The sequence below is a fragment of the Devosia sp. YIM 151766 genome (assembly GCF_030285925.1).
Classification (GTDB): Bacteria; Pseudomonadota; Alphaproteobacteria; order Rhizobiales; family Devosiaceae; genus Devosia.
Genome location: NZ_CP127251.1, coordinates 927,773 through 948,337, shown reverse-complemented (window position 1 = coordinate 948,337; position 20,565 = coordinate 927,773). Strand labels below are relative to the sequence as shown.

Annotated in this window: 19 protein-coding genes; 10 read left to right on the top strand and 9 right to left on the bottom strand. The window is 64.2% G+C overall.

Annotated elements, in window-relative coordinates; translation table 11 throughout:
* Positions 1-126: 126 nt before the first annotated feature.
* The 4 genes from fabF to fabD form a co-directional block, all read right to left on the bottom strand.
* Positions 127-1,389, bottom strand: a complete 1,263-nt coding sequence (gene fabF / locus O9Z70_RS04550; protein WP_286021953.1) for a beta-ketoacyl-ACP synthase II — start codon at positions 1,387-1,389, stop codon at positions 127-129.
* 28 nt (positions 1,390-1,417) lie between these two features.
* Positions 1,418-1,654 carry an acyl carrier protein gene (locus O9Z70_RS04545; protein WP_046103861.1) on the bottom strand — a complete coding sequence of 79 codons (237 nt, stop codon included), beginning with the start codon at positions 1,652-1,654 and terminating at the stop codon, positions 1,418-1,420.
* Positions 1,655-2,119: 465 nt separating this feature from the next.
* The gene (gene fabG, locus O9Z70_RS04540; protein WP_286021308.1) at positions 2,120-2,857 is read right to left on the bottom strand and encodes a 3-oxoacyl-[acyl-carrier-protein] reductase; all 738 of its coding nucleotides are present in this window, start codon (positions 2,855-2,857) and stop codon (positions 2,120-2,122) included.
* Positions 2,858-2,905: 48 nt separating this feature from the next.
* Positions 2,906-3,856, bottom strand: coding sequence for an ACP S-malonyltransferase (gene fabD / locus O9Z70_RS04535; protein WP_286021307.1), 951 nt, complete (start codon positions 3,854-3,856; stop codon positions 2,906-2,908).
* Positions 3,857-4,171: 315 nt separating this feature from the next.
* Here fabD and rpsF point away from each other — a divergent pair, with 315 nt between their 5' ends.
* The 10 genes from rpsF (at position 4,172) to O9Z70_RS04485 (ending at position 14,078) form a co-directional block, all read left to right on the top strand.
* Positions 4,172-4,570, top strand: coding sequence for a 30S ribosomal protein S6 (gene rpsF, locus O9Z70_RS04530; RefSeq protein WP_286021306.1), 399 nt, complete (start codon positions 4,172-4,174; stop codon positions 4,568-4,570).
* Between the two features lie 18 nt (positions 4,571-4,588).
* Positions 4,589-4,843, top strand: a complete 255-nt coding sequence (gene rpsR / locus O9Z70_RS04525) for a 30S ribosomal protein S18 (RefSeq protein WP_067450285.1) — start codon at positions 4,589-4,591, stop codon at positions 4,841-4,843.
* Between the two features lie 87 nt (positions 4,844-4,930).
* Positions 4,931-5,497 (top strand): 50S ribosomal protein L9, encoded by a 567-nt coding sequence (gene rplI / locus O9Z70_RS04520; RefSeq protein ID WP_286021305.1) that lies wholly within the window; start codon positions 4,931-4,933, stop codon positions 5,495-5,497.
* A 243-nt stretch (positions 5,498-5,740) separates the two neighbouring features.
* Positions 5,741-7,225: a replicative DNA helicase gene (locus O9Z70_RS04515; RefSeq protein WP_286021304.1), complete on the top strand. Its 1,485-nt coding sequence runs from the start codon at positions 5,741-5,743 to the stop codon at positions 7,223-7,225.
* Between the two features lie 2 nt (positions 7,226-7,227).
* Positions 7,228-8,355, top strand: coding sequence for an alanine racemase (gene alr, locus O9Z70_RS04510; RefSeq protein WP_286021303.1), 1,128 nt, complete (start codon positions 7,228-7,230; stop codon positions 8,353-8,355).
* 444 nt (positions 8,356-8,799) lie between these two features.
* Positions 8,800-10,200 carry a DNA repair protein RadA gene (gene radA, locus O9Z70_RS04505; RefSeq protein ID WP_286021302.1) on the top strand — a complete coding sequence of 467 codons (1,401 nt, stop codon included), beginning with the start codon at positions 8,800-8,802 and terminating at the stop codon, positions 10,198-10,200.
* A 314-nt stretch (positions 10,201-10,514) separates the two neighbouring features.
* Complete coding sequence (locus O9Z70_RS04500) at positions 10,515-11,138, top strand: CvpA family protein (RefSeq protein WP_286021301.1); 624 nt, start codon at positions 10,515-10,517, stop codon at positions 11,136-11,138.
* 119 nt (positions 11,139-11,257) lie between these two features.
* Complete coding sequence (gene purF / locus O9Z70_RS04495; RefSeq protein ID WP_502870160.1) at positions 11,258-12,748, top strand: amidophosphoribosyltransferase; 1,491 nt, start codon at positions 11,258-11,260, stop codon at positions 12,746-12,748.
* Complete coding sequence (locus O9Z70_RS04490) at positions 12,748-13,482, top strand: SDR family NAD(P)-dependent oxidoreductase (protein ID WP_286021300.1); 735 nt, start codon at positions 12,748-12,750, stop codon at positions 13,480-13,482. The genes purF and O9Z70_RS04490 overlap by 1 nt, the downstream gene beginning before the upstream one ends.
* Before the next feature lie 2 nt (positions 13,483-13,484).
* Complete coding sequence (locus O9Z70_RS04485) at positions 13,485-14,078, top strand: GNAT family N-acetyltransferase (protein ID WP_286021299.1); 594 nt, start codon at positions 13,485-13,487, stop codon at positions 14,076-14,078.
* 597 nt (positions 14,079-14,675) lie between these two features.
* On the opposite strand, the gene O9Z70_RS04480 is transcribed toward O9Z70_RS04485, so the two are convergent.
* The 5 genes from O9Z70_RS04480 to O9Z70_RS04460 all read right to left on the bottom strand — a co-directional run bounded on the left by O9Z70_RS04480 (position 14,676) and on the right by O9Z70_RS04460 (position 20,554).
* On the bottom strand, positions 14,676-15,962 hold the full coding sequence (locus O9Z70_RS04480; RefSeq protein WP_286021951.1) for a hemolysin family protein: 1,287 nt from the start codon (positions 15,960-15,962) through the stop codon (positions 14,676-14,678).
* Between the two features lie 126 nt (positions 15,963-16,088).
* Entirely contained in the window at positions 16,089-17,534 is a 1,446-nt protein-coding gene (gene der, locus O9Z70_RS04475; RefSeq protein WP_286021298.1) for a ribosome biogenesis GTPase Der, read from the bottom strand.
* Positions 17,535-17,561: 27 nt separating this feature from the next.
* Positions 17,562-18,272, bottom strand: a complete 711-nt coding sequence (locus O9Z70_RS04470) for a tetratricopeptide repeat protein (RefSeq protein ID WP_286021297.1) — start codon at positions 18,270-18,272, stop codon at positions 17,562-17,564.
* A gap of 149 nt (positions 18,273-18,421) precedes the next feature.
* Positions 18,422-19,993, bottom strand: coding sequence for a glutamine-hydrolyzing GMP synthase (guaA, locus tag O9Z70_RS04465; RefSeq protein WP_286021296.1), 1,572 nt, complete (start codon positions 19,991-19,993; stop codon positions 18,422-18,424).
* A gap of 78 nt (positions 19,994-20,071) precedes the next feature.
* Complete coding sequence (locus tag O9Z70_RS04460) at positions 20,072-20,554, bottom strand: TspO/MBR family protein (protein ID WP_286021295.1); 483 nt, start codon at positions 20,552-20,554, stop codon at positions 20,072-20,074.
* Positions 20,555-20,565: the final 11 nt, after the last annotated feature.

Sequence of the window (20,565 nt, the reverse complement as noted above, 5' to 3'; positions counted from 1 at the left end):
AGGCAGGCATCGGGCAGACGCTGCCGTTTTTCATGGTATTTGCGCCAAACTGTGGCGAAGCGCCGATAAAGACAAGGGGCACATCGCGGTTAACGCGATGTGCCCCCATCAAATTCATCGGTCGGCTCAGTCGACCTTGCGCATCACCAGCGTGGCATTGGTGCCGCCAAAGCCGAAGCTGTTGGACAGGGCCACATTGACATCCTTCTTGATCGCCTTGTGCGGCACCAGGTTCATCTCGGTATCGACGGAGGGATTGTCGAGGTTGAGCGTGGGCGGCACGATGCCGTCGCGCATGGCCAGCAGGCAGAAAATGGCCTCCACGGAACCGGCAGCACCCAGGAGGTGACCGACGGCGGACTTGGTGGAGCTCATCACGGTGCCGGGGGCGGCATCGCCGAGCACGCGCGTCACCGCGCCCAGCTCGATTTCGTCGCCAAGCGGCGTCGAGGTGCCGTGGGCATTGATATAGTCGATCTCGGAGGCCGAAATGCCGGCGCGCTTGATCGCCGCGCTCATGGCGCGGAAACCGCCATCGCCATCGGGCGAGGGAGCGGTGATGTGGTAGGCATCGCCCGAAAGGCCATAGCCGATCACTTCGCCATAAATCTTGGCGCCGCGGGCCTTGGCCCGCTCATAGTCTTCCAGCACGACGATGCCGGCGCCCTCGCCCATGACGAAACCATCGCGGTCCTTGTCATAGGGGCGGGAAGCGGCGACGGGATTGTCGTTGAAGCCGGTCGACAGCGCGCGGGCGGCGGAGAAGCCGGCCAGAGACAGGCGGTTGACGCAACTTTCCGTGCCACCGGCCACCATCACATCCGCATCGCCAAGGGCGATGAGGCGGGCGGCATCGCCAATGGCATGGGCGCCGGTCGAACATGCCGTAACCACGGAATGGTTCGGGCCCTTCAGACCGAAGCGAATCGAGACCTGGCCAGAGGCGAGGTTGATCAGTCGTCCCGGAATGAAGAAGGGGCTGATGCGGCGCGGGCCCTTTTCGTGCAGGGTGACGGAGGCATCGTAGATGCCGCCGACGCCGCCGATGCCCGAACCGATCAGAACGCCAGTGCGCTCCTGGTCTTCGGGCGTCTTGGGCTCGACACCGGCATCCTGAATGGCCTGTGTGGCTGCCGCCATGGCATAGACGATGAAGGGATCGACCTTGCGCTGCTCCTTCACCTCCATCCATTCGTCGGGATTGTACTTGCCATCGGCATAGTCCCCGAGCGGAATGCGGTGGGCGATCTGGCAGGCAATATCGTCGATCTCGAAATCGTCGATACGCTTGGCACCGCTCTTGCCCGCGAGAATGTTGGTCCAGGTCGGCTCAACACCACAGCCAAGAGGCGTGACAAGCCCCAGTCCGGTTACGACAACGCGGCGCAATTCCATGGTCAGCGGCCTAACTCAGCTATTAGCTGGTTGCCTTGGTCAGGAAAGCGACGGCATCGCCGAAAGTCTGGATCGACTCGGCGGCATCGTCGGGAATCTCGACCGAGAATTCTTCCTCGAAAGCCATAACCAGCTCGACCTGATCCAGGGAGTCAGCGCCCAGATCGTCGATGAAGCTGGCCTTTTCGGTGACCTTCTCGGCATCCACATTGAGGTGTTCCACAACGATCTTGCGGACCCGATCAGCGACATCGCTCATAATTTGACTTCCCTTTTAGAAATCGAAGTTTCGTTTCGCTTCTTATTGGCGACGAGCCAATTCTTCAAGCACTGTTGGCTTGCTGGGCGGCAGTGTAGGCGTCCTAAAGGACGCCTGCAAGCAGACCCGCAAGGGTAAACGCGGCGCGAGGTAACACATCTAATCGCAAATAGCCAACCGCGTTTTGCCCGGTTTCCAAGGGTTTTGACCGGAATGAATGGGGTTGGAGGCTCGCGGAAACGCGAAATTCGCGGCCTTGCGGGGTGATTTCGGGGCGAGGGCGGGGCTGTGGCGGAGAGCGAGGTGGCCGCGACCTCGTGGTTCGACAGGCTCACCATGAGGTCTAGGAGAGGCGGTGCGACGGGAGGGGCTTGGCCACGGGAAGACACCATCTCTTATAGACCTCATCCTGAGCCCGTCGAGGGACGAGGTCTATAACACCGGGCTGCGAATGGCCTTCTCGCCTCAAATCATCGCCATGCCGCCGTTGACGTTGAGGGTGTGGCCGGTGATGTAGGCGGCGCCGTCGCTGGCGAGGAAGACGGCGCAGGCGGCGACTTCGGGGGCGGTGCCCAGGCGGCCCGCCGGGACGGTGGACAGAATGGTTTCGCGCTGCTTGTCGTTGAGCTCGTCGGTCATGGCCGAGGCGATGAAGCCGGGGGCGATGGAATTGACGGTGATGTTGCGGCTGGCCACTTCATAGGCCAGCGCCTTGTTCATGCCGATCAGGCCGGCCTTGGAGGCGGCGTAATTGCCCTGCCCCGGATTGCCCATGACCCCGACCACCGAGGAAATGCCGATGATGCGGCCCCAGCGCTGCTTCATCATCCCGCGCAGCACGGCGCGATTGAGATGGAAGGCAGCGGTGAGATTGACGGCCAGCACCTCGTCCCATTCCTCGTCCTTCATGCGCATGAAGAGATTGTCGCGGGTCATGCCGGCATTGTTGACGAGAATATCGAGGCCGCCCAGAGCCGCTTCGGCGGCGGGCACGAGCTTGTCGACTTCATCGAGCCTGGAAAGGTTGGCCGGCAGAATCGGGCAATCCTTGCCGATTTCCTTGGCGGTATCTTCCAGCGCGCCGAGGCGGGTGCCGGAGAGGGCGACGCTGGCGCCGGCGGCGGCCAGGGCCTTGGCGATTTCGCGGCCAATACCGCCGCTGGCGCCGGTGACAAGAGCGCGTTTTCCAGTGAGATCAAACATTTAGGGCCTCTTGCGAGAGAAATTGAATCAGGCGCTTCAGGAAATGAATCAGGCGCCAAGCTCAGCGATGAAGGCGTCGACATCGGCGGGGCTGTTCACCGCCCGGGCCGAGGCATCCGCCGCAATGCGTTTTGCGAGTCCGGTCAGCACCTTGCCGGTGCCGAGTTCAACCAGATTGGCGACGCCGCCGGCCGTGGTGAGCCAGGTGACGCTTTCGGTCCAGCGCACGATTCCGGTGACCTGCTCGACGAGGCGCTGGCGGATTTCGGCCGGGTCGGAAATGGGCGCGGCGAGAACGTTGGCAACCAAGGGGACGACGGGCGCCTGCATGTCGACTTCGGCGAGCGCGGCGGCCATGGCGTCGGCGGCGGGTTGCATCAGCGAGCAATGGAACGGCGCGCTGACCGGCAGCAGCAGCGCGCGCCTGGCGCCCTTGCCCTTGGCGATTTCGACGGCGCGCTCGATGGCGGCGGTGGCGCCGGAAACGACGACCTGGCCGGGGGCGTTGTCATTGGCGATGTCGCAGACCTCGCCCTGCCCGGCTTCGGCGGCGACGGCCCTGGCGGTGTCGAGATCGAGGCCGAGCAAGGCGGCCATGGCGCCGTGACCGACCGGCACGGCCTTCTGCATGGCCTGGCCGCGAATGCGCAGCAGGCGGGCCGCATCGGCGAGCGAGAAGGTGCCGGCGGCGCAAAGCGCGGAATATTCGCCCAGCGAATGGCCGGCGACATAGGCGGCGCGATCCTGGAGATGGACGCCCCTGGCCTCCAGCACCCGCATGACCGCCATGCTCGCGGCCATCAGGGCCGGCTGGGCATTCTCGGTGAGGCGCAGGTCGTCCTCGGGGCCCTCGAACATGAGGGTGGAAAGCTTCTGCCCCAGCGCCTCGTCCACCTCGGCGAACACGACGCGCGCCTCGGGATAGGCATCGGCCAGGTCCTTGCCCATGCCGACGGCCTGGCTGCCCTGGCCCGGAAAAGTAAATGCGGTGCTGGACATATCGGCCCTCTCTTGCAAAGCAATGTGACAACCCGCGACGGGGCTGTCCAGTTGCGGCGCGCTTTGCCGGGAGTGTGCGGCAGAGTCAAGGCGCGGCGCCCCGGCCGCTTGCCTTCTCCCCCTTTTTCCCCTATAGCGCCGCCAGCAATTCGTTTGGCCGGGGGCTGAACGGAGGGTCTGTGCATTGCAGATAGGGCATTTTTTGTCCGGCCTCCCGTGTTCCCGCTCTTTGCAAGACTGCTTTGACGCCTTTCCGGGCTTCGAAGGGGCTCCGCGCCAGACATTGCGTATCGAAATCGAAAGGAAGGCGCAGCAATGGCCCTTTACGAACATATCTATCTCGCTCGCCAGGACGTGTCCCAGCAGCAGGTCGAGGAACTGACCACCCAGCTGACCGACGTGCTCGGCCAGGGCGGCGGCAAGGTGACCAAGAACGAATATTGGGGCCTCAAGGGTCTCTCCTACCGCATCCGCAAGAACCGCAAGGCGCATTACACCCTGCTCAACATCGAAGCGCCGGCAGCCGCCGTGGCCGAGATGGAGCGCCAGATGCGCATCAATGAAGACATCCTGCGCTTCATGACCGTGCGCGTGGACGAGCTGGAAGAAGGCCCCTCGGCCATGATGCAGAAGCGCGATCGCGACGACCGCGACGGCCGCCCGGGCGGCGACCGTGGCGGTTTCTCCGGCGACCGTCGCCCCCGCCGCTTCTAATTAAAGGAACGAAAAGCCATGGCTATCAAAGACCTTACCACTTCCCAGGCCCGTCGCCCGTTCCAGCGTCGCCGCAAGACCTGCCCGTTCTCGGGCGAGGGCGCGCCCAAGATCGACTACAAGGACGTGCGCCTGCTGAGCCGCTACGTCTCGGAGCGCGGCAAGATCGTGCCGAGCCGCATCACCGCCGTTTCGGCCAAGAAGCAGCGTGAACTGGCCCGCGCCATCAAGCGCGCCCGCTTCATCGGCCTGATGCCCTACGCCGTCCAGTAAGGCCCTGCCCTACCGGATTTGTTGGGGTCGCGGATGGTCCGCGGCTCCTAACCGTCGCAAGGACGGGACAGCCACAAGGATATCCCCATGAAAGTCATTCTGCTCGAGCGCATCGGCCGCACCGGCACGATCGGCGACGAAGTCAACGTCAAGGACGGTTACGCCCGTAACTTCCTCCTGCCCCAGGGCAAGGCGCTGCGCGCCACCGAAGCCAATCGCAAGCGGTTCGAATCCGAGCGCGCCCATATCGAACAGCGCAACGAAGAGCGCCGCAATGCCGCCGCCGGCATTGCCGAAGGTCTCAACGGCGCCTCGGTGATCATCATCCGCCAGGCTGGCGAAACCGGCCAGCTCTACGGTTCGGTCGCCGCCCGCGACATCGTCGAAGCCCTGGCCAATGACGGCTTCATCGTCCAGCGCAACCAGGTGGAACTGCCCGATCCGATCAAGTCGGTCGGCGTGCATAATATCGCCCTGGCCCTGCACCCGGAAGTGGAAGTCTCGATCACCGTCAACGTCGCCCGTTCGGACGACGAAGCCCAGCGCCAGGCTGAGGGCGAAGACGTGACCGTGCACACATTCGAGGTCGACGAAGAAGGCGATTTCGCCGCCGGCCAGGCCGAAGCGGCCGCCGAGGACCGCTTCGAGGAATAGTCGGCAATCATCCGCAAATGTTCTGGAAGGGGTCGGCAATGCCGGCCCCTTTTCCGTTGCGGGACCACGATGCCGATTCGCCATTTTTAGGCCCCGTTGTCGTGCAATGGGGGATTTCGGCTTTCCCCGTTCTCCACAATGTTCACAGGGGCGGTCAGGACAACGTTAACCCTGCCCTCCTTAGACCAAGACACACGCGCGAGTCGCGTGGTTAAGAAAGGTTAACGCCTCACCGAGACCATCATGGCCGAGATTGCACGCCTCCACCCCGCCGAAGACAAGACCTTTCGCGTCGCGCCGCATAATGTGGACGTGGAGCAGGCACTGCTGGGCGCCATCCTGATCAATAACGACGCCTTCTATCGCGTCGCCGATTTCCTGCTGCCCGAGCATTTCTACGAGCCGATCCACCGGGAAATCTACGAGCTGGCCGGCAAGATCATCCGCGCCGGCAAGGCGGCGGAACCGGCGACGCTCAAGACCCACCTGCCCGACCAGCTGCTGCCCGACATCACCATGATGCAATATCTGTCGCGGCTGGCGGCGGAAGCGACCACGGTGCTCAACGCCGCTGATTACGGGCAGGCGATCTATGACCTGGCCATTCGCCGCAACCTGATCCAGGTGGGCGAGGAAATGGTCGGCGTGGCTTACGATTCCGACGTCGAGATGACCCCGGTCAAGCAGATCGAGAAGGTCGAGGGCGAACTGTTCCAACTGGCCGAAAAGGGCCGCTATGACGGCGGCTTCCAGAATTTCGGCACCGCGCTCAGCGCCTCGATCCAGATGGCGGGCGAAGCCTTCCAGCGCGATGGCGGCCTTTCCGGCATCGCCACCGACCTGCACGATCTCGACCGGCAGATGGGCGGCCTGCAGCGCAGCGACCTGATCATCCTGGCTGGCCGCCCGGCCATGGGCAAGACCTCGCTGGTCACCAATATCGCCTTCAACGTCGCCAAGGCCTGGCGGGGCGAAGTGGAACCGGACGGCCATATCAAGACCGCCAATGGCGGCCAGGTCGGCTTTTTCAGCCTGGAAATGAGTTCCGAGCAGCTGGCCACCCGTGTCCTGGCCGAGCAGGCGGAAATCTCCTCCTCCGACATTCGGCGCGGCCGCATCCACGACAACCAGTTCGCCAAGCTGGTCGACGTGTCCAATATGATGAGCAAGGTGCCGCTCTATATCGACGATACCGGCGGCATTTCGGTGGCGCAGCTCGCCGCCCGCGCCCGGCGGCTGAAGCGGCAGAAGGGACTGGACCTCTTGATCGTCGACTATCTGCAATTGCTGTCCGGCTCGACCAAGGCATCGAGCCAGAACCGCGTGCAGGAACTGACCGAAATCACCACCACGCTCAAGGCCCTGGCCAAGGAGCTGGAAGTGCCGATCATCGCGCTCAGCCAGCTCTCGCGCCAGGTGGAAGCGCGCGACGACAAGCACCCGCAATTGGCGGACTTGCGCGAATCGGGCTCTATCGAGCAGGACGCCGACGTGGTGCTGTTCGTGTACCGCGAAGAATATTATCTCAAGAACAAGGAGCCCAAGGAGGGCACGCCCGAACATCTGGCCTGGCAGGGAGAAATGGAAAAGGTGCATGGCAAGGCGGAAGTCATCATCGCCAAGCAGCGCCACGGCCCCACCGGCACCGTGCAATTGAGCTTCGAGGCGCAATTTACCCGCTTTGGTAACCTTGCTCGGGCAGACTATCTGCCCGAACGCATGGAATAGGCATGACGCTGACATCCGGCCTTGGCGGCCAATTGAGCATCGATTTGGGGGCCCTGGCCCGTAACTGGCGCGCCCTGGACAAGGTGAGCGCCGGCGCGCTGACGGCCGCCGTGGTCAAGGCCGATGCCTATGGCACCGGCATCGACATGGCCAGCAAGGCGCTGCACGCCGCCGGCGCCCGGTTCTTCTTCGTGGCCACGCCGGACGAAGGCATGGCCGTGCGCGCCGCCGTGCCGGATGCGCATATCTTCATTCTTTACGGGCTCTATCCCGGCGCGGCCAATCTCTATATCCGGCAGAACCTGATGCCGGTGCTGTCCTCCATGGGCATGCTGGAGGAATGGCTCAATAAATGCGTCGAGCGCAACGAGGCCTATCCGGCCGCCTTCCATTTCGACACCGGCATCAACCGGCTGGGCTTCCGGCTGAACGAGGCCGCCCCGGTGCGCGAGCGGATCGAGAAGCTGGGTTTCGCGCCGCAGATGATCATGAGCCACCTGGCCTGCGCCGACACGCCGAACCACGAGAAGAACCGCACGCAATTGGCGCTGTTCGGCTCGGTCACGGCGCAATTTCCGGGCATTCCGGCATCGCTGGCCAATTCCGCCGGTTTGATGACGGGCCGCGACTATCATTTCCAGATGGTGCGTCCGGGCATCGCGCTGTATGGCGGACGGGCCGTCAATGGCCGCAGGAACCCGATGCAGCCGGTGGTGACGCTGCATGTACCCATCCTGCAGGTGACCGAGGGGCGGACCGGCGAAAGCGTGGGCTATGGCGCCACCTATACGCTCAATCGCAATTCGAAGCTGGCCGTGCTCGGCCATGGCTATGCCGATGGCTTTTTCCGCTCGCTGTCGGGCACCAATCAGCGCCCCGGCGGCAAGGTGTTCATTCGCGGCAAGCTCTGCCCGGTGATCGGCCGGATCTCGATGGACCTGACCATCGTCGACATCACCGAACTCGGCTCCGACCTGCCCAGCCCCGGCGAGGGCGCCGAAGTGCTGGGACCGAATGTCGACGTGGACGAGCAGGCCGAAGCGGCGGGCACGATCGGCTATGAATTGCTGACCAGCCTCAAGGGCCGCTATAGCCGCAATTATATCGGCGATGGGCATTTGCCGGATTAGCGGGGGCTTGTGAACAGCGGGTTCCGTTGTTGCCAAAACCTCACTCGTCACCCTCGCGCTCGACGCGAGGGGTCTGTGTTTATGGAGGGCCGCCGCAAGAGCCCTCGCGTCAGGCGCGAGGGTGACGATCCGGGGGGCTTGCTGGACGGGCCTTGTCCATTCTGCACGCTATTGCCGCATGGTTCCCGGTGTCACCCCCGCGAAGGCGGGGGCCTCCATTTAACAGGGTTTCCCGCGTTCGCGGGAATGACGCGGTGACGAACGAGGTGCCACAACCGCCGCTCGTCACCCTCGCGCTCGACGCGAGGGCTCTTCGTTAGGGTGACGATCCGGGGAGAGGGCAATAAAAGTTCCCTTTTTGTTCTTGTCAGCACCATCCCGGCCTGCTAGCGTTTCGGGCGAGCGCTACCGGGGGTAAAATTCATTATGGATATGTCGGTCTAGATGGCGAAGGCCCGATCCACCTTTGTCTGCCAGTCCTGCGGGGCGGTCACCAGCCGCTGGCAGGGGCGATGCGATGCCTGCGGCGAGTGGAACAGCATCGTCGAGGAAATCGTCGATTCCGGTGTCGGCGCCGGCCCGAAATCGGCCAAGGCGGGCGGACGGGTGACCAATCTGGTGCCGCTGTCGGGCGAAACCGAAAGCGCCGCGCGCGTCGTCACCGGCATTGCCGAACTCGACCGGGTGACCGGCGGCGGCTTCGTCAAGGGCTCGGCCCTGCTGGTCGGCGGCGATCCGGGGATCGGCAAATCGACGCTGCTGCTGCAATCGGCGGCGGCCCTGGCGGGGAAAGGCAAGCGCGTCGTCTATGTGTCCGGCGAGGAAGCGGTGGCGCAGGTGCGGCTGCGGGCGCAGCGGCTGGGACTGGGCGATGCCGATGTGCTGCTGGCCGCCGAAACCAATGTCGAAATCATCCTCGCCACGCTGGAAAACGGCGCGCCACCGGACCTGGTGATCATCGATTCCATCCAGACGCTGTGGACCGAAAGGGTGGATTCGGCGCCGGGCACCGTGACGCAGGTGCGTACCTCGGCGCAGGCGCTGACGCGGTTCGCCAAGAAAAGCGGCGCCGCGGTGGTGCTGGTGGGCCATGTCACCAAGGACGGGCAGATCGCCGGACCGCGCGTGGTCGAGCATATGGTCGATGCCGTACTGTATTTCGAAGGCGACAGCAGCCATACGTTCCGCATTCTGCGCGGGGTGAAGAACCGCTATGGCGCCACCGACGAGATCGGCGTCTTCGCCATGACCGAGCTCGGGCTGGAACAGGTGGCCAATCCATCGGCGCTGTTCCTCGACCAGCGCGACAAGGACGCGGCCGGATCGGCGGTGTTCGCCGGCATGGAAGGGACGCGGCCGCTGCTCATCGAAATCCAGGCCTTGGTCGCCCCTTCCCCGCTCGGCACGCCGCGCCGGGCAGTGGTGGGCTGGGACAGCTCCCGCCTTTCCATGGTGCTGGCGGTGCTGGAAACCCGCTGCGGGGTGCGCATCGGCGCCAATGACATCTATCTCAATGTCGCCGGCGGGCTCAAAATCAACGAGCCGGCGGCGGACCTGGCCGTGGCGGCGGCGCTGATCTCGTCGCTGACCGGCTCGCCGCTGCCGGCCGACGCGGTCTATTTCGGGGAAATCTCGCTGGCGGGCGGCGTCAGGCCGGTAGTGCATGGGGCCTTGCGGCTGCGCGAGGCGCGGAAGCTGGGTTTCGGCGCGGTGATGACCGGCAAGCTGGGCAAGGCCGATCGCGGCAGCGGCCTGGAGGTCACCGAATATGCACAATTGAGCGACATGGTCAGCCGGATCGCCGCGCAGGGAAAACGCCCGATGCCGGAGCCGGAAGGGTGGTGAGGGCACGGATTTGCCGACCTGGTCTTTCGACAGGCTGAGGATGGGGTCCAGGGGAGATTGGGCCGGCGGACGGATCGGGACATGGAGCATGGTAAACAAATAGTTTTCGGGGAGATTGCGACTGCGGATGCGCCCTGCCCTTGGCAGGTTGCCGCAAAGCCGCTAAAGGTCGCCGTTATAGCGCCAGCCGGGCCGGATAGATCGGGTCTAGCGCTCCATCTATTTGTCGTGCATCGGACTTGTCTGAAAAGGCCAGCTGCTTTTCAGCCCGATACTTGAACAAGCCATATGGCAGGAAAACAGGCGAAAGACATATGCTGACAGCGTTCGACGTTGGTGTGGGTGTGCTGGTGCTGATCTCGGCGATCCTGGCCACGGCGCGAGGCCTGACCCGTGAAGTGCTTTCGCTGGCGACCTGGGCCGGTTCCGCCGCCATCGCCGTCTATATGTGGCAATATCATCCCGATATCGCCCGGCAATATATCGCCGAGCCGGTGGTGGCCGATATCGCCACGGTGGTGGTGAGTTTCATCGTGGCGCTGATCGTGCTGCATCTATTGACCATGCGCATTGCCGATTTCGTGGTGGATAGCCGCATCGGGCCGATCGACCGGACGCTGGGCTTCGTCTTCGGCGTCTTGCGCGGTGTGCTCATCGCCATCGTCATCACCATTTTCGGGCTGTGGCTGCTGCCCAACAACCTGCCCGACTGGGCCGCCAATGCGCAGACGCTGCCGCATCTGCGCAATATGGGCGACACGCTGATTTCCATGCTGCCCGACGGGCTGGAGCAGCAGGTGACCGATATCCTGCATGGCGGCGGCGCCAATCTGACCGAGGACACGCCCGCCCCTCCGGCGCCGCTTGACGGCACGATGGACGGCACGGTCGACCCCACCGATCCCGTGATCGACCAGCCGATCGAGCCGCAGGCCTGACCATGGCCGCTGGCGGGCAGCGCACCGCCGCAAGCCTGCCGGCCGCACTTGTCATTGGTGACCGGCAGGAAAATGCGCTAATTGGCAAGCGAGCCCTGCCTGTTCGCATGGAGACCCTGGTGACCCATACCAGCGATGACGATTTCGATCTCGATGGCGACACGCTGCATGAAGAATGCGGCGTGTTCGGCATTTTGGGGCATGACGATGCCTCGACCCTCACCGCCCTCGGCTTGCACGCCTTGCAGCATCGCGGGCAGGAAGCGGCCGGCATTGTCAGCTTCGACGGGCGGCAATTCCGCCAGGAAAAGCATATGGGGCTGGTGGGCGACCATTATACCAATCCGGCCGTGCTGGCGAAGCTGCCGGGCAATATCTCCATCGGCCATACCCGTTATTCGACCACCGGCGAAGTGGCGCTGCGCAATGTGCAGCCATTGTTCGCGGAACTGGAAGTGGGCGGCATCGCCGTTGCTCACAATGGCAATTTCACCAATGGGCTGACGCTGCGCCGGCAGATCATCGCCACCGGCGCCATCTGCCAGTCGACCTCGGATACCGAAGTGGTGCTGCACCTGATCGCCCGGTCGCGCCATTCCTCCAGCACCGACCGCTTCATCGACGCCATCCGCCAGATGGAAGGCGGCTATGCCATGCTGGCCATGACTCGCACCAAGCTGATCGCGGCGCGCGATCCGGTGGGCATCCGGCCGCTGGTGATGGGAGAGCTGGACGGCAAGCCGATCTTCTGCTCGGAAACCTGCGCCCTCGACATTATCGGCGCGAAATATATCCGCGACGTCGAGAACGGCGAAGTCATCATCTGCGAAATCCAGCCGGACGGCTCGATCAGCGTGGAGGCGCGCAAGCCGGCCCGCAAGGTCGCCGAGCGGCCCTGCCTGTTCGAATATGTCTATTTCGCCCGCCCCGATTCGGTGGTTTCGGGCCGCAGCGTCTATAAGGCGCGCAAGAATATGGGCATCAATCTGGCCAAGGAAGCGCCGGTGGCCGCCGATGTGGTGGTGCCGGTGCCCGATGGCGGCACGCCGGCGGCCATCGGCTATGCGCAGCAGAGCGGCATTCCGTTCGAGCTGGGCATCATCCGCAACCATTATGTGGGCCGCACCTTCATCGAGCCGACCCAGCAGATTCGCGCCTTCGGCGTGCGCCTCAAACACTCGGCCAATCGCGCCGAAATCGCCGGCAAGCGCGTGGTGCTGATCGACGATTCCATCGTGCGCGGCACCACCTCGATCAAGATCGTGCAGATGATGCGCGATGCCGGGGCCACCGAAGTGCATATCCGCGTCGCCAGCCCGATGATCTTCCATTCCGATTATTACGGCATCGACACGCCGGACCCGGACAAGCTGCTGGCCAATCAATATGCCGACCTGGAGGCGATGTGCCGCTATATCGGGGCGGATTCGCTGCAATTCCTCTCCATTGACGGGGTCTATGAGGCCGTGGGCGGGGAGAGGCGCAATATGAAGGCGCCGCAATTCACCGACCATTACTTCACCGGCGACTACCCGACGCACTTGACCGATCTCAATGGCCGGACCATGAGCGACCCCAAGCAGATTTCACTGCTCAAGGAAGCGGGCTAATGACAGACAATGACGAACTGGCCGGCAAGGTCGTGCTGGTCACCGGAGCATCGCGCGGCATCGGCTATGCGGCGAGCCTGGAGGCGGCGCGCCGCGGTGCGCATGTGATCGCGGTGGCGCGCACCGTTGGCGGCCTTGAGGATATCGACGACGAAATTCAAAAGCTCGGCGGCTCGGCGACGCTGGTGCCGATGGACCTGCGCGACGGCGAGGCCATCGACCGGCTCGGCGCGGCGATCTTCGAGCGCTGGGGGCATCTGGACGGGCTGGTGGCCAATGCCGGCCAATTGGGCGTGCTGAGCCCGGTGGCTCATATCAAGCCGGACGATTTCGACAAGGTGCTGTCGGTCAATGTGACGGCCAATTACCGCTTGCTGCGCTCGCTGGACCTGCTGTTGCGCCAGGCCGAGGCGGGGCGCGCCGTTTTCGTGTCCTCCTCGTCGGCGCGGTCCGCCCGCCCGTTCTGGGGGCTATATGCGGCCAGCAAGGCGGCGCTGGATGCGCTGGTCAAATCCTATGCCGGAGAAGTGGCCCAGACCAAGGTGCGGGCCAATGTGTTCTATCCCGGCGCCGTCCGCACCGCGATGCGGGCCAAGGCCATGCCGGGAGAAAACCCCGACACCCTGCCACCGCCGACGGATATCGCGCCGAAGCTGATCGACATGCTCAGCCCCGGCCTCGCCGAAAGCGGACGCCTGTTCAATGTCCAAACCGGCATTTTCGAAGATATCTGACCATGGCGGCGCTGCGTTCCTACCGGCGGGACGATCTCGAGGCGCTCTATCGCATATGCCTGGAAACCGGCGATTCCGGCGCGGACGCGACGCCGCTGCATAACGATCCGCAATTGCTGGGGCATATCTATGCCGCGCCTTATGGGCTGCTGGAGCCGGAAAACGTGTTCGTGGCCGAGGATGCGGCGGGCGTCGCCGGCTATGTGGTCGGCACGTTCGACAGCACCCGCTTCGCCGAACGGCTGGAGGCCGATTGGTGGCCGGCCCTGCGCCAACGCTATGCCGATGCCAGGGAGATGACCGCAACCGACCGGGATCGCATCGCCACCATCATGCGCCCGCACCGCTCGCCGGCGGAGCTGGTGGCGGCCTATCCGGCGCATATCCATATGAACCTGCTGCCCCGCTTGCGCGGCCAGCGCATCGGCAGCCGCTTGCTGGAAATGTGGATCGAGCAGGCCAGAGCGGCGGGAATCAGGGGCATCCATCTGGGCGCCAGCGCCAGCAATGCCGGCGGCATCGCCTTCTGGACCCGCAGCGGCTTCACCCCCCTGCGCGCGGATAGCGGCGCAGTATGGTTCGGGATGAGGCTTTAGGCGGGTACGGGAGGCCTGTCGGGCGTTTGAGGGAGGCGAACGCCTTAGCGTGCAGATCGCGGGCGTTGCTGCCGCGTATTTCTCTCCGTGTCACCCCCGCGAAGGCGGGGGCCTCCGTTGTTTAACCGAGCTTCCCACCTTCGCGGGAATGACATCGTAGTTGGGGAATGACACCGTAGTTGGGCAACGCCATTGCGGGCGAACCGTGACCCCGCCCTCCGCTCATCACCCTCGCGCTTGACGCGAGGGTCCTTTATTTGTGGGTCCATCGCAAGAGCCCTCGCGTCAAGCGCGAGGGTGACGAGCCGGGAAAGACACGCCATTTACGTCATAGACGATAGCCCTGCGAGGGGAAGGACGCGAACGTGGCCACTTCGTCGGCTCTGCTGCCGTATTTCTCTCTGTGTCACCCCCGCGAAGGCGGGGGCCTCCGTTTTAACAGAGGTTCCCGCCTTCGCGGGAATGACATCGTAGTTGGAGAATGACCCCGTGGTTGAGCAACGACATTGCGGGCGAACCGTGATCCCGCCCTCCGCTCGTCACCCTCGCGCTTGACGCGAGGGCTCTTGCCCATCGGGCGTCGCCGGCGACCACGCCCTAACCCGGCGTCACCAGCGGGGCGATCAGCACTTTGTCGATGCGGTGGCCGTCGAGGTCGACCACTTCGAAACGCCAGCCGTCGCGCTCGAAGGTTTCGCCCACTGTCGGCAGGTGGTTGAGGCTGGCCAGGACATAGCCGGCCAGCGTCTCGAAACGGGCGTCGCGCGGCACCGGCACCTTGAAGCGCTCACGGAAATCGTCGACGGGCATCCAGCCGGCAACGAGCCAGGAACCGTCCGAACGCTGCACCATTGCCGGCTCGTCGCCGGGCTCCTCGTTGTAGACGCCGGTGATGACCTCGATCACGTCGCCAAAGGTGATGATGCCTTCGAAATGGCCGTATTCGTCGACCACCAGCGCCAATTGCGCGGTGGAACTGCGGATGGCGTCGATGACGTCGAGCGCGTCGGCATGTTCCATGACCACGGGCACCGGCCGCACCAGCTTGCGCAGGTCGGGCTGCTGGCCGGCGGCCAGGGCCGGCAGCAGGTCGGACAGCGACAGCGCGCCGAGGATGGAATCGGCATCGCCTTCCTGCACCAGAACCTTGGAATGGCTGCTGCCGAGAATGGTCTTGAGGTTTTCCTCATAGGTATCCTCGACGTCCACCACCACCACGTCGAGGCGCGGGGTCATGATGCCGCGGGCCGAGCGGTCGGCCAGGCGCATGACGCCGGAAATCATCGAGTGTTCCTCGGTTTCCAGGATGCCGGCAGTGGTCGCCTCGGCGATGATGGTGCGGACTTCCTCTTCGGTGACCGAATCCTCGGCCTGCCCGCCCTGCCCCAGCAGGCGCAGCACCAGCTTGCCGGAAACGTCGAGCAGCCAGACGATGGGCGTGCCGATGCGGGCCAGCATGAACATGGGGCCGGCAACGCGCGAGGCCACGGCCTCGGGATTGCGCAAGGCGATCTGCTTGGGCACCAATTCGCCCAGGATCAGCGAGCCGTAAGTGATGATTACGACCACCACGCCGACGCCGCCAACATCGGCGATATTGGCCGGAGCCCCGATGTCGCGCAGCCATTCGCTGAGGCGCAGGCCCAGGGTGGCGCCGGAAAAGGCGCCGGAAAGAATGCCGACAAGAGTAATGCCGATCTGCACGGAGGAAAGGAAGCGGCCCGGATCGTCCGCCAGCGCGATGGCGATGGCGGCGCCTTTATTGCCCTGATCGGCCAGGACCTTGAGGCGCGCGGGACGGGAAGAAACGACGGCCAGCTCCGACATGGCCAAGGCGCCGTTCACCAGAATGAGAACGACGACGATGAGGATTTCTGTAAGCAACAAAGTGCAATATTGGCACGCCGCGACCAATGGCGGGGTGCTACGACGCGCGCAATATAGGGCAAGGACCGGCGATGTGAATAGGCTATCGGATGAATTGCCGGGAGCAATCGCCGCAGCGGCGCGTCAGCGCTTGTTCACATAGGGGTTCTTGCCGCCGCGCAGCCACATCCGGATAGGCGTGCCGGGCATGTCGAAGGCCTCGCGCAGCCCATTGACCAGATAGCGCTGATAGGATGCCGGCACCGCATCGGGGCGCGAGGCGAAGACGATGAAGCTCGGCGGCCGGGTCTTGGCCTGGGTCATGTAGCGCAGCTTGAGGCGGCGGCCGGACACGGCTGGGGGCGGATGTCCTTCGATCATGCCGGCCAGCCAGCGATTGAGCCGGGCGGTGGAAACGTGAGAATTCCAGCTGCGCTCGATGGTGAAGATGGCGTCCATGAGCTTGTCGATATTGCGGCCGGTCAGGCCGGACAAGGTCACCAGCGGCACGCCGCGCACCTGCGGCAGCAGGCGCTCGCAGGCCTCGCGCAGATCGGCCAGCGCCCGGTTCTTGTCCTCGATCAGGTCCCATTTATTGAGCGCGATGACCATGGCCCGGCCTTCGCGCTCGACCAGGTCGGCCAAAGCCAGATCCTGCTTTTCGAAAGGCACGGTGGCGTCGAGCAGCAGCACCACCACTTCGGCATATTGAATGGAGCGCAGGCTGTCGCCGACGGCCAGCTTTTCCAGCTTCTGGGTGACGCGGGCGCGGCGGCGGATACCGGCCGTATCCACCAGATTGATGGTGCGGCCCTGCCATTCCCAGGGCACCAGAATGGAATCGCGGGTAATGCCGGCCTCGGGGCCGACCAGCAGGCGATCCTCGCCGACCATGCGATTGACCAGGGTGGACTTGCCGGCATTGGGGCGCCCGACAATGGCGACGTTGAGATAGCGGCGCGGATTCCAGCGCAGGGTGGCCTCGTCGCCCTCCCCTTCCAGCATATCGGGGGTGATGTCGACATCGACCTCGGGCATGATGTCCAGATCGCCCACGGCTTCCGCATCTTCGGCAGCGGCCTTTTCCTCGGCGGCCTTGTCGATGGCCGCCGAGACGATCGAATACAGCTCCGACAGGCCCAGGCCATGTTCGGCCGAAAGCGCGATGGGCTCGCCAAAGCCCAGCTTGAAGGCCTCCACCAGCCCGGCTTCGGCGGCGGAACTTTCGGCCTTGTTGCCGACCAGATGCACCTGTTTGCCGGCCTTGCGCAGCACCTGGGCGAAGCGCTGGTCGAGCGGCACGACGCCGGCGCGGGCATCGATCATGAACAGGATGATTTCGGCTTCGGCAATCGCCAGTTCGGTCTGCTGGCGCATGCGATCTTCGAGGCTGCCATCGCGGACATCCTCATAGCCGGCGGTGTCGAGCACCCGGAAGCTCAGATCGGCAATGCGGCCCTCGGCCTCGCGGCGGTCGCGGGTGACGCCCGGCGTGTCGTCGACCAGGGCGATCTTGCGGCCGACCAGCCGGTTGAACAGGGTGGACTTGCCCACATTGGGACGGCCGACAATTGCAAGTGTGACCGTCATGGCGGTTTTCCCTTCGGCGGAGCCGGCTTATTCCGCGAGCGGCTCGTCTGCGGCGGCGGCCTCGACCGGCTCCGGCAGACTGGCCGTGCCGGCGGAAAGCATCTGCGCCAGGTAATAGGCCATGCGGTTTCTAAGGCTCGCCGTGGCCAGGGGGTCGTCGAGCACGGCCTGGAAGCTGGCCTGGGCGGCGGCAAAGTCGCCGGCCTTGTACTGGGCGAGGCCAAGCAATTCGCGGGCGACGCGGCGCAATTGGCTGTCGTCGGTCGCCAGGGTGCCGATGCGCGTTTCCACATCGGCCAGCGAGCCGCTATCGACCAGAAGATTGCCGGCCAGCAGCAGCGCCAAGTCGCGCAGGCGCATATTGGATTGCGTATTGGCGAGGGCATCATAGGCGGCGATGGCGCCGGTCACATCGTCCTGTTCGGCGAGAAGCGCGGCCTTGCGGAATTCGGCCAATGCCGGATAACCGCCGGAGCCATCGGCGGCAAGCTGATCGAGCTGCGCCTGCGCCGCGCTCAGATCGCCCCGCTCGGCCGCGTCGAGCGCGGCGTAAAGCTCCTGCGAGGACTGCGAGGACTGGCTCTTGGTGTACCAGGCCCAGCCTTCATTGACCGCGACAAGGGCCACGATGGCGATGGCGCCGCCGATGACGAAGGGCGCATAACGGCGCCACAATGCCCGCATGCGGTCGGAGCGCAATTCTTCATCGATTTCGCGGAAGATATTCTCGTTGGACATGGCGGCCGCCGATAGGTTCGAAAGTGCGCGCAGCTTTATCACGCGCCCTCCGGATTGCAAACCGAACGGCGCCCAATCAATAATCTTCAACCGCGCTGCGCGACGAGGCGGTTCGGAAAAGAGCTGCCGAGATCAGCCGCGGCAGGCGATCATTCCCACTCGATGGTCCCCGGCGGCTTGGAGGTGACGTCGTAAACGACGCGATTGATGCCGCGGACTTCGTTGATGATGCGGGTGGCGGTCTTGCCGAGGAAGTTCATGTCGAACTGGTAGAAATCGGCGGTCATGCCATCGACCGAGGTGACGGCGCGCAGGGCGCAGACGAATTCGTAGGTGCGGCCGTCGCCCATGACCCCGACGGTCTGCACCGGCAGCAGCACCGCGAAAGCCTGCCAGATCTTGTCATATTGGCCGGATTTGCGGATTTCATCGAGATAGATGGCGTCGGCGCGGCGAAGCAGGTCGAGCTTTTCCGGGGTGACGCCGCCGGGGCAACGGATGGCGAGGCCCGGGCCCGGAAAGGGATGGCGGCCGATAAAGCTTTCGGGAATGCCCAATTCGCGGCCAAGGGCGCGGACCTCGTCCTTGAACAATTCGCGCAGCGGCTCGACGAGCTGCATGTTCATGCGCTCGGGCAGGCCGCCGACATTGTGATGCGACTTGATGGTGACCGAGGGCCCGCCGGTGAAGGAGACGGATTCGATGACGTCGGGATAGAGCGTGCCCTGCGCCAGGAATTCGGCGCCGCCGAGCTTTTTGGCCTCGTCCTCGAACACTTCGATGAACAGGCGGCCGATGATCTTGCGCTTGGTTTCGGGATCGGACTGGCCTTCGAGTTCCCCGAGGAATTTCCGGGACGCATCGACATGAACCAGCGGGATATTGAACTGGTCGCGGAACATGGTAACGACCTGTTCGCTCTCGTTCAGGCGCATCAGGCCGTGATCGACATAGATGCAGGTCAGCTGATCGCCGATGGCTTCGTGGATCAGCACGGCGGCGACCGAGGAATCGACGCCGCCGGACAGGCCGCAGATCACCCTGCCGGTACCGACCTGTTCGCGGATCTTCTCGATCATCTTCTGGCGATAGGCGGACATGGTCCAATTGGACTGGATGCCGCAGATTTCGTGCACGAAATTGGCGTAGAGCCTGGAGCCGTCGGGTGTGTGCACCACTTCGGGGTGGAATTGCACCGCCCAGATGCGCCGGGCCTCATTGGCGATTATCGCGAAGGGGGCGTTGGGCGAGGTGCCGACGACTTCAAAACCCTCGGGCAGCGCCACGACGCGATCGCCGTGGCTCATCCATACCTGATGATCGGTGCCCACATCCCAGACGCCGTCATAGAGCGCGGCGGGCTTGTGGATGGTGACTTCGGCGCGGCCGAATTCGCGGTGATGGCCGGCCTCGACCTTGCCGCCCAGGGCCACGCAAAGCGCCTGCTGACCATAGCAGATGCCCAGGATCGGCACATTGGCGGCCAGGATTGCCGGATCGATGGTCGGGGCGTTTTCGTGCAGCGTGGACGCCGGACCGCCCGACAATACCACGCCTTTCGGCCGCAGGGCGACCATGGCGGCGCCGGCGGACTGGAAGGGATGAATTTCACAATAGACACCAGTTTCGCGGATGCGGCGGGCGATCAACTGGGTGACCTGCGAGCCGAAATCGACGATGAGGATGGTGTCGTTGAGCGGGGCGGTGTCTGTGAGCTGCATGGCGAGGCTTTAGCCCCGCCATGCGGATTCCGCAAGCGCGGCGTTGCGACGAGGAGCCATGCAATCCATCGGTTTCAGCTAAGGATTGAGGATGGCGATCGAAAGATTGAGATAGGCGGCAAAGCTCACCCAGGCCAGATAGGGCGCGAACAACCACGCCGCCAGCAGGTCGCGTTTGCGCACGACCAGGATGAAGCCCAGGATGCTGAGCCACATGGCGGCGATGATGACGAAGGCCAGCCAAGGTTGCTGGGCGACGAAGAATGACGGCGACCAGGCCCAGTTGAGCAGCATTTGCGCGCCCCACAGCATCATGGCATTGGAGCGCGGCGCCTCGACCCAGACGCGCCACCCGGCCAAAGCGATCATCACGTAAAGCGTGAACCAGACCGGAGCGAAAACCGCGCTGGGGGGATTGAGCGGCGGCTTGACGAGATTGTCGTACCAATCGCCGGGCACCGATTGCGTGCCGATCAGCGCCCCGATTCCGATCACGAGCAGCAGAAAAACGGCAAGGGCAATCCAGCTTTGCGGCGTTCTATAGGCAGTTGCGGCGGACATGACGCTCCCTT